We start from the raw sequence: 9,894 nt of genomic DNA on the forward strand, positions 1-9,894 counted from the left end.
CTGGTGGCAGGCTCGAACGGGAACTCCGGCCAATGCGACAACGACGGCGACTGCACCAACTACTACTGGGCGGTGCCCGCCGTCATCGACTAGGAAGTTCTGAGCAGCCGCCCGTCGGAGGATCGACTCGCGCACTGACGCCCCTTCGCAAATCGTGTGGCGTCTGAGACACTCATTCGCGAGTGTGTAGGGAGAAGGTGACGCTTTTGCTTGGGGAGCCGTCGCGCCCGTCTAGATAGTCTTCGTTCGGGCGAACGCTATATCGACACGATGGTTTAGAGCTCGCAAACGGCGATGGCCGGAGCGTCCCTGCGTGCCTTCTCGGTGGCCGTGACCAAGTCTGAAAGTTGTGTGTAGGTCAAACGGTCGCGATCGATCCCCAACTCGGCAGCAGCCCGGTCGTCCAATCGCTCCACCAACGGTTTGGAGGCCAGTGTCCGCCCACCGGTCGCGCAGGCCTCGATGCGCGCGGCCTCGTTGACTTCGTCGCCAAGAGCGGTCACCTCAAACCGCGCGGCGGTGGTGATATTCCCGATGTGAATCATCGAACCCCAGTGGAGACCGAAGCGCATCACCAGATCGGCCGGATCAAGCCCCGACCGTGTTGCTACCTTCCCCATCGCTTCCCGTACGGCGCGCGCGGTTGAGATACAGGCCATGGCAGCGTTCGACTCCGAATCGAACGCCTCGGTCGGAAAGAAGGCGACGATTCCATCACCGACATGTCTACCAACCAGCCCGCCGGCGTCCACCACGCACTGATCGGTTGCCCGGACGATCCGTCGCCCGACCGTGAAGTAGTTTGCGGTGGAGAGGGTCCGGGACAATACCGACGAGCCTTCGAGGTCGGCGAAGAGGATGGCCGCAGGGGTTCGACTGGCCTGAGCCACCGATGCCATCCGCTCGAGGTGACCAGGATCGAGCGCAAATGCCATCGTTCCGATCACCCCCATTCCCACGGCGGGCTGAAACAGGAACAGCGTCCCCCTCACCTCACCAGCCGCGTCCCGGATCCGAAGCGCCTTCGCCCCAACTCGAAACGGTGCACCGAGATAAGTGCCGGTCGCCAAGAAAGAGGTAGCGACCATATCCGTAGGCGACAGCTCGTCCAGGATTCCATGCAGAGCGGGGTCGACCTGAGCCCGCAACCCGTCAGCATCTAGTTCTGTATCGGCCAGCATGAGAGCACCAACGGCCCGAATCATCGGGCCCCACAGCTCTGGCCGATTCAGTCCTGTGATCCACTCAGCGGAAACTCCAACCATCTCCGGTCCGAACAGGTACTCACCCAGCGCAACCGGAACCATCTGAGCGCCGGCACCAAACGACAGACGATGCTCGTCGGTCATGTAGCGCAGCCGCCAGTCCCGATCGACGATCCAGCCCCAATCATGGGAGTCACGCAGGGAGACAGCGATCTCCGCAAGGATCGGATCATCTGGCAGGGGATAGGATTCGTTTGCCTCAACGAGCACAGACAAACTTTAGGGAAACCCGCGGTCCTAACACCTGCAGAGACCGGCATTAACCGTCGAAGCCAGGCAGCGGGGCGCAGTTCCACCGGGAAGCAGCCCCCGGACTAGTCCCCCCGAGTGGTCCGGCCGGGCCACCTCAACCGGATCGATTATCCGACTAGTCCCCGGGACAACCGCCGAGAGCGACGGCTGGGCAAACACGTTTCAGACCGGAACCGTCTCGCCCTAGTTCCCGGCCGCACTGGATGGCTCTGCCGGATCACCGAAGGTCTCCAGGAAACCATCGCCGACCCGGTGAGACGGCACTATCGAAGGGCCGGAATTATCTCTCGCCCGTACGCCTCCATGGTCGCCTCGTTCGCGTCGTGCATGAGATAGATGGCGAACTGGTCGACACCCATATCTCGCAGCTGGGTCAGCTTGGCGATGTGGTCGGCGGCAGTGCCCAGAACGCAGAATCTGTCGACAACGGCATCCGGAACGAAGTCGGCCGACGGGTTCCTCCGTTTGCCGTGGTGAAGGTAGTCGTAGTCCTTGCGATCTTTGATGAAGTCGGTCAGTGCCCGCGGCACCGCGCTCCCTTCACCGCCGTAGCGGGCCACCAGATCTTCGACATGGTTCCCGACCATTCCCCCGAACCAACGCAATTCGTTCCGCTGATGATCGAGATCGTCGCCGACATAGGCGGGGGCCGCCACACAGAAGTCAATCTCGTCCGGGTCACGACCGGCGTTACGGGCTGCAGCCTTCACCGCCTCCATCGTCCATTCGAGGATCTTCGGGTCGGCGAGCTGGAGGATGAACCCGTCGGCTTCACGGCCGACCAGATCGAGGGCTCTCGGCCCGTATCCAGCCACCCACATCGGGAGATCCCAGCCGTGTTCATCGACCCAACGCAGCCGCAGCCGCACATCCTTGTACATCACCGAGTCGCCGGCCACCAGGCCTTTGATGACCTTCATCGATTCCGACATGGTTGCCAGCGTGGCCGGTTTGCGCCCGATGTAACGCAGCGCCGAGTCACCGCGTCCCATCCCGCAGATCGTCCGGGGCCCGTAGGTGTCGTTGAGTGTGGCGAAGAGGGAGCCGAGCACCGTCCAGTCGCGGGTACCTGGGTTGGTCACCATCGGCCCAACGACAATCCGATCGGTGGCAGCCAGCATCTGGCTGTAGACAACGAACGGTTCCTGCCAGAGGACGTGCGAATCGAAGGTCCAGACGTGCGAGAACCCGTTTTGCTCGGCCAGTTTGGCCAAATCGACGACCCGTGAAGCCGGCGGGTCGGTTTGCAGGACGACTCCGAAATCCATTGCGCTGCCTCTCCGTCGGTCGAGTTATGTGTGCTGCGGAATCTCCAGGGGTACCCCGCAATTGATCAGATCCCGCCGGTGTTCAATCGTCGTCACTACACCCCCTCAGATGAGCATCTGGTTCATACCGCGTTTCAGGTACGACCCATCGCCCTTGGAGCCGACATAGCGACCACCGTCGATGATCGTTTTCCCCCGGGAGAGGACCTTGTCGATCTTGGCGTTGATTTCCATCCCCTCGTAGGCGGTGTAGTCGATGTTTCCGTGAATCGTGTCGGGGGCCGAATAGGTGAAGGATGCCCGGGGGTCGTAGATCACGATGTCGGCATCCGACCCGACAGCGATGGTGCCTTTACGCGGGTAGAGGCCAAACATCTTGGCTGGGCCCGTGGCGATCAGGTCTACCCAGCGATTGATGTCAAAGCGACCACCCACCACACCGCTCTGGTACATGACGTTGAAACGCTCCTCAACACCGGGTAGCCCGTTGGGGATCAGCGTGAAGTTGCCTTCCCCCAAACGCTTCTGGCGGCCCAGCTTTTCGTCGTCGTCGTAGAAGAAGCAGGCGTGGTCGGTGGAAACGACCTGGAGATCTCCTCTCGCCAGGGCATTCCACAGGTACTCCTGGTGGCCCTCCCCCGCGAACCGGATGGGGGTCGAACAGACGTATTTCGCTCCTTCGAACCCCGGGCGAGAGACATGGTCTTCGACCGACAGGTGAAGGTATTGGGGGCAGGTCTCCCCGAACACGTTGAGGCCCCGGTCACGTGCGTGGGTGAGTTCGGCCACAGCCTCCTTGGCCGACATGTGGACGATGTAGACGGGTGCCCCGGCTAGTTCGGCGAGAGTGATCGCCCGATGCACCGCCTCCGACTCGGTGGAGGGGGGACGGGTGATCGAGTGGTACTTGGGGTCCGTTTCGCCCCGTTGAACGGCCTGCTCGCGAAGCACGTCGATGGCGATTCCGTTTTCGGCGTGCATCATGATCGTCGTGCCGTCACTTGCGGCTTGTTGCATAGCGCGGAAGATCTGGCCGTCGTCAGAGTAAAGGACGCCGGGATAGGCCATGAACAGCTTGAAGCTGGTCACGCCTTCGTCGACGATGGCGGCCATCTCCTTGAGTGACGAGTCGTTGACGTCACCGACGATCATGTGAAACCCGTAATCGATCGCGCAGTTTCCCTCCGCTTTACGCATCCAGGTCTCGTAGCCCGCACGGATCGTTTCACCCTTGACCTGGACGGCGAAGTCAACAACGGTGGTAGTTCCCCCGAAGGCTGCCGCCCTGGTGCCGGTTTCGAAGTTGTCCGAAACGTACGTTCCCCCGAATGGCAGTTCGAAGTGGGTGTGCACGTCGACCCCGCCGGGCACTACGTACTTTCCGTGGGCGTCGATCACCTGGGAAGCGCCCTCGGCCCAGTTGTGTGAGCCGGCCGCTCCGATCGCCAGAACCTTCCCGTCCCCGATAAGGAGGTCCGCTTCGATGGTCTGGTCGGCGGTGACGACTGTGCCGTTGATGATGACAATTCTCATCGTTTGTCTCCTATTTGGCGGCCCGACGCGCTCAACGAAGTCGCTCCGCTCAGTATCTCAAAGGTCTCAATGCGTGTCTTGATGAATCTCCCACTGTTCGTTTAGGGAGCGACCAGGTCACCGTAGGCATCGGGCCGCCGGTCGCGGTAGAAGGCCCACTGTTTCCGAACTTCCTCGATCATGTCAAGGTCGAGATCCCTGACTACGAGTTCCTCATCGGTATCGGATGCGGCGCCGTCGACGATTTGGCCGCGCGGGTCGACGAAGTAGGACGATCCGTAGAAGTCGTTGTCCCCGTAGGGTTCGCGACCTACCCGGTTGATGGCCGCGATGAAGTATTCGTTGGCCACAGCTGCGGCCGGTTGCTCGAGATTCCATAGGTACATGGACAATCCGCGGCTGGTTGCCGAAGGGTTGAAGACGATCTTGGCGCCGTTGAGGCCGAGAGCTCGCCATCCTTCCGGGAAGTGCCGGTCGTAGCAGATGTAGACGCCGATCCGCCCCACCGCCGTGTCGAAGATCGGATATCCGGTGTTGCCCGGCCGGAAGTAGAACTTCTCCCAGAATCCTTTCACGTTGGGGATGTGCGTCTTGCGATACTTGCCAACGTAGGATCCGTCGGCGTCGATAACTGCGGCCGTGTTGTAGTAGAACCCGTCGTCCTCCTTCTCGAAGATGGGGACCACCAGCACCATCCCGGTCTCCTTGGCGAGCTCTTGCATGAGCCGCGTGGTTGGGCCATCGGGCATCGGTTCGGCATAGTCGAAGTGCTCGTCCTCCTGCACCTGGCAGAAGTAGGGGCCGTAGAACAGCTCCTGAAAGCACATCACCTGGGCACCCTGTTCAGCAGCCTGGCGGGCATACTGCACGTTCTTCTCGATCATTGAATCCTGGTCGCCGGTCCATTCGGTCTGGACAATGGCTGCTCGTACCACATTCGCCATGCTGGATCTCCTTCTCGAGGGTTCCGGGAGCCCGGGACGGGCGGTGCCTCGTGGGCCGCGGGAACCTGCGGCTTCCCCAACCTACCCCAGGTACCCGCAGAGTGCGGCCACCAAAGTCTGGCGAGATTCAGGTCGCCGGCTTGTCGGGGAGTACCTCCGGCCACCTTGGCAGCACAGGATCCCGCAATCCCGGACCCCTTCGACCCGTCAACAAGTTTCGACTTGGACGGGATGGGGTGTTGTTTTCACTGAGTGACTCGTTGTAGAAACCGGCCGTCCGGGAGGTGACGGTTCTCTCCAGAAGTGTCCACCGACTGTTCCTGTCGACCCATTCGCTGGTAGAGGCTGGAGATGCAACCCACCCACAGATCGTGCGCCCTCCGCGACCACACCGCCCAGCACGGTCAACTCCCCCGCGTCGACCGCTCCCGGATTCTCTTCAACCGCAACCCAACCAACAGACCCCGTCAGGCGTCAGCGGTCAAGACCACCTTGCCGGCGTATCCGCCGCGCTCCATGAACTCGTGGGCGCGGGAGGCTTCGAGCAGGGGGAAGCGTTCGGCAATCACCGGTCTCATCTTGCCGGTTGCGGCCAGATCGAAGAACTCGGCAAGGGAGTCTCGATACCAATCCATATGCTCGCTGGGGTAGTTCTCCATTCCTGGTCCCAGCGGCGCCGTCTTGCCATTCGGCAGGATCTTCACCAGACCGACCACCAGCATGCTGGGCGGGATCATTTTGAAACCGCCCCGTACGGCACCGGCCATGCCGAGCAACACCAGCCGCCCACCTTTGCCAAGTGCCCGGTAGGAACGCCAGAGCTGGCGGCCGCCCCCGATGACATCGAAGACGACATCGACGCCGTCGCCGGTCAGTTCATGGATACGGGCAACGAAGTCCTGGTTGCGGTAGTCAATCGGTGTGGCGCCGAGAGACTCGACCAACTCATGGTTGTGTGCCGAGACGGTGCCGTAGACCTCCAAACCGGCCAGAGCGCCCAGTTGAACCAGGGCGCTGCCGACCCCTCCAGCCGCACCGTGAGCGAGTATGCGTTCTCCGCTCCGGACACAAGCCATCTGGTGCATCGCCAGGCTTGCCGTCAGGTAGTTGACCACCAGACCAACGGCTTCGTCGGAATCGAGGCCCGGAGGGACAGGCACCGCCCGGTCGGCGGGCGTGCAAATGAACTCCGTGTATCCACCTGCCTCACCAAACGTCCAGAGGGCAACCCTCCGTCCGACCTCCAGGTTCGATACGCCGGCACCCAGCTTGTCTACTACCCCGACGACGTCCTCGCCCGGTGTGTACGGTGGGCTAACTCCCGGGAACCAGTGCCGGCGGAGCATGACGTCGTAGCTCGAGACTCCGGCGGCCAGGGTCCTTACGCGAACCTCACCCGGCCCGGGCTCGGGCAGATCCTCAGTCACGACTTCCAGGACTTGCGGTCCCCCACGCCTGGCCACAACAATTCGGTGATTCTTGGCCTCATCCATGCTGAACCCTTCGCGGCGGCTCCGGCAGCCCGGGCGCATCTGCCGTGACATTGATGCCCCTGAACAGGAGCCACAACCCAAGACCGACTTCAGCGACGAAACTCAGCGCCAACCCGGGAGAACTCATGGCGGGGTAGTCCGGCAGGAGTATCGCCTGGAAGAACCAGAGGAGGACGGCGAAGCCATCCAGGATCAGCAAAACGCCCAGGGACTTGGGCAGGAATCCGGACTTGTAGACCAGGTAGCCGAGTGGGAACAGCCACGTACCAAAGAAGAGCTGCGCGGTGGCGAAGCCCACCTTGTGCAGGTCAAGGGACAGAAACTGCAGGCCCTCGATCTGTGCGAGAGAGAAGGCCCCCTTGAAGCCGGAAGCGTCGGTCGACAGCATCCCGAAGATGAGCGGTAGGTAGCTCGCCACCTGTATGGCAACGCCGATCGCGTTGAGCAGCAGGAAGAGCAGCGCCAGATCCCGGTTCACGGGCCTGAGAAGGACGTAAAGACCCCAAGCGGCCATGACGAAGAGGAAGGCCGAGAGCAAGCCGAATCCGAGCCCGGCAGCGAACTGTGACGAATCGGTAGTGAGTGCTTGGTAGGCCAGTTCGACGTCGCCAATTCCGATATGGCCGAACACGTCGGCGAGGGCCATGGCAAGAATGAACGCAAGGTAAAGACCACCCGTGATCCTGGCCAGCCTCCTCCGCGGAATCTCGACGATCACGCTCGAAGACATGTTCACTCCGATCCACAGTCAGGTGACGGCTACGAGAGGTTCAGTGTGGCGAAGCTGGGCGATCCGCACTAGTGCCGACTGTCGGCAGGGGCTGGGACCTCCGGCCATTCCTTGAGTTGCAGCTGTTAAGCGACCATTACCTCAGATCGAACGAAGGAGGAAGTGTGGTTAGCGAGGAACTGGTGAACCCGAAAGTGAACATACGGGTACTGCTGGCGGTGTTCTGGATATGTCACTTCATACTGTGGATCTTCGGGGACATGTTCACCCAGCTGCAAGGCATGGGTGAGTCTGTTACTGATTCGCTGGTTCTCTTCGTTGCGCCCACCACTGCGATTGTGCTGACGCTGATCGTGGTCTTCTGTCTGGTAGGGCGTCCCGCCTACGTCCGGTTGGCCAACCTGATCGTGGCTCCGTTGTACTTGTTGTTCAACATAGTTTTCTTTGTTGATGCCACAGAGGGGTGGGAGTACTACCTGGGGGTCTTCTACGTCCTGTTCAACGTGCTGATCATCTGGCGTGCCTACACGTGGCCAAAGGCCGAGTAGGACTGGAGCCCTCTGCCCAAAGCCGCACACAACGGCACCGCAGCGTGCGGTTCTCCCCCAATCGGACAGGGCCGCGCCGGTCTCTACACCTATAGGACGCCGGAGAACATTGCCGGTTGCAGGATCACCAACCCGACTTTCTCGGATGGACCCTTTCGCCTGTAATCGCCTGCTCCGGATGGAGGCTTTCGCCTCGGCAGCGTCGCCAATTCCACGGCCGCTTTCAACCAGAGGCGTATACCTTTGCCGAAGCCTCGTGCCAGACCAATAACCAGCTCGAATCGGCCCTACTGAGAGACGACCTGGATGCTGACTTGGGGAAGGGTCCCGAGATCGATGCCCAGCGACGGGACCGCCAGCAGGACGCTGTAGATGCCCGGTGATGGTGGGGTGAACGTCAGCGTGTAGGCGCCGTCGGCAGACGGTGTGGCCCGGAGGCTTGTGTTCCAGCTGCCTCCGGTCTGGATAATCCTTGCGCTGACGTCCTCGAGATTCGAGAGCGAGGTGCCGGTATCGCCGCCGCTCAGTTCGAATCGGAAGTCATGCACTTCGCCGGCAATTGGAGCTTCGTCGGACAGCACTCGAATCTCAGCATTGGCTGCGATGCCCTGCAGCGGTTCGTCGGCGGCCTTGGCGGTGAAGCTGAAGCAGTTGACCATCCGCGGCTCATTGAGCAGGAAGGCCACGACGAACTCGCCGCTCTGGGGAATGCGAATGCTGCCCGTGTAGACGCCGGGAGCCGGCTCTTTGAGGCTGCGGTCGACGACTTGCACGGCGCGCGGTTCGAGGGTGTGGCCCTGGAAGCCGCCGAGCGCTGCCTGTGATCCCTCGGTGTAGAAGTACACGGTGTCGTCGGCCGGGTTGGCGATCAACAGGGAGTTGCCGTCGGGTGTGGTTGTGATGGCGTCGGCGCCTATCGATTCTCCGGAGGTTCCGGGCGGGCGGTCGCCGATCGGCACGGTGAGGACCGAGATGTCGCCGGTCGGGTTGATTTCGTCGAGCGGGATGACGGTGACCGATGGTGATCCGCCGTTGTGGATGTATGCTGCTTGGTTGGTGAAGGTGACCTGGTCGGGCACGCCCTTGGCGGGGATTTGGTGGGTGATGCGGTTGCTCGCGGTCTCAATGATGTAAGCCTTCTCGAGTTGTGGGTTCACTGCCACTACCCAGCGGCCATCTGGTGACACGTCGATATCCGAGACGCCAACATCGACCTGCAGGCGGGCAGTCTCCCTGCCGCTCGCGGGGTTGAAGATGGAGATGGCGCCGGCTTCGGGTTGCGCGATATAGGCGTCGCCGGTAGTGGTGGACACGGCGATGGCGCTGGGTGTCCCAGCGAGCGGGGTTCGATGGATCTCGCGGAGGGTGTCGGTGTCGAACACGAGCGCACCGTCGATCGTGCCGGCCACGGCCCGGCCTCCGCTCGTCGAGAAGCCGATGGCAACGACCGAGTCTTCGGTACGAATGGTCTCGACGTCCAGCGTTTCAGTGTCGATGACGGCAATCCCGCCGTTCCCGCCGAGGGCCGCCCAGGCCTGGGTCCCGCCGGGTTGGATAGCGATCTGGCCGGGCGGCCCGTCAACATCGACCGTGTCTTCGACCAGGAAAGCGTTCAGGTCGACTACGGCGACCCCGTTCATCGATGGCATGGTGGCGAAGAGGCGAGACTGTTCCGGGGCCATAGCCCAATCCTGCGGCGCAGCCTGGAGAAGGATCACCGAGAACAGGTTGGTCATTCCGCCGACGTTGATCATCGGATCGATAAGGAACGGCGGTGACTCGCCACAACCACGACGCCAACGTCGGCGAAATCGCCGCTCAAGCCAGAGTCGCCGGGCTGTAGGACACATCGACACAGGCA

At 61.9% G+C, this 9,894-nt stretch carries 8 protein-coding genes; 1 reads left to right on the plus strand and 7 read right to left on the minus strand.

Annotated features, from left to right (window positions below; genetic code table 11):
* Nucleotides 1-275: 275 nt before the first annotated feature.
* The 6 genes from VLT15_04435 to VLT15_04460 all read right to left on the minus strand — a co-directional run bounded on the left by VLT15_04435 (nt 276) and on the right by VLT15_04460 (nt 7,485).
* On the minus strand, nt 276-1,475 hold the full coding sequence (locus VLT15_04435) for an adenylate/guanylate cyclase domain-containing protein (protein ID HSR44463.1): 1,200 nt from the start codon (nt 1,473-1,475) through the stop codon (nt 276-278).
* Between the two features lie 305 nt (nt 1,476-1,780).
* Nucleotides 1,781-2,785, minus strand: a complete 1,005-nt coding sequence (locus tag VLT15_04440) for a TIGR03842 family LLM class F420-dependent oxidoreductase (GenBank protein HSR44464.1) — start codon at nt 2,783-2,785, stop codon at nt 1,781-1,783.
* A gap of 105 nt (nt 2,786-2,890) precedes the next feature.
* Nucleotides 2,891-4,318: a dihydropyrimidinase gene (hydA, locus tag VLT15_04445; GenBank protein HSR44465.1), complete on the minus strand. Its 1,428-nt coding sequence runs from the start codon at nt 4,316-4,318 to the stop codon at nt 2,891-2,893.
* A gap of 101 nt (nt 4,319-4,419) precedes the next feature.
* A complete protein-coding gene (locus tag VLT15_04450; protein HSR44466.1) occupies nt 4,420-5,262 on the minus strand; it encodes a nitrilase-related carbon-nitrogen hydrolase in 843 nt (280 codons plus the stop codon).
* Nucleotides 5,263-5,729: 467 nt separating this feature from the next.
* Nucleotides 5,730-6,755 (minus strand): medium chain dehydrogenase/reductase family protein, encoded by a 1,026-nt coding sequence (locus tag VLT15_04455; GenBank protein ID HSR44467.1) that lies wholly within the window; start codon nt 6,753-6,755, stop codon nt 5,730-5,732.
* Nucleotides 6,748-7,485: a DUF4386 domain-containing protein gene (locus tag VLT15_04460; protein HSR44468.1), complete on the minus strand. Its 738-nt coding sequence runs from the start codon at nt 7,483-7,485 to the stop codon at nt 6,748-6,750. The genes VLT15_04455 and VLT15_04460 overlap by 8 nt, the downstream gene beginning before the upstream one ends.
* A gap of 164 nt (nt 7,486-7,649) precedes the next feature.
* Here VLT15_04460 and VLT15_04465 point away from each other — a divergent pair, with 164 nt between their 5' ends.
* The gene (locus tag VLT15_04465) at nt 7,650-8,033 is read left to right on the plus strand and encodes a hypothetical protein (GenBank protein ID HSR44469.1); all 384 of its coding nucleotides are present in this window, start codon (nt 7,650-7,652) and stop codon (nt 8,031-8,033) included.
* Nucleotides 8,034-8,320: 287 nt separating this feature from the next.
* Here VLT15_04465 and VLT15_04470 read toward each other — a convergent pair whose 3' ends face one another.
* Nucleotides 8,321-9,787, minus strand: coding sequence for a YncE family protein (locus VLT15_04470; protein HSR44470.1), 1,467 nt, complete (start codon nt 9,785-9,787; stop codon nt 8,321-8,323).
* Between the last annotated feature and the right edge of the window lie 107 nt (nt 9,788-9,894).

It is taken from the genome of Acidimicrobiia bacterium, from assembly GCA_035471805.1.
GTDB lineage: Bacteria > Actinomycetota > Acidimicrobiia > Spongiisociales > JAHEDJ01 > JAHEDJ01.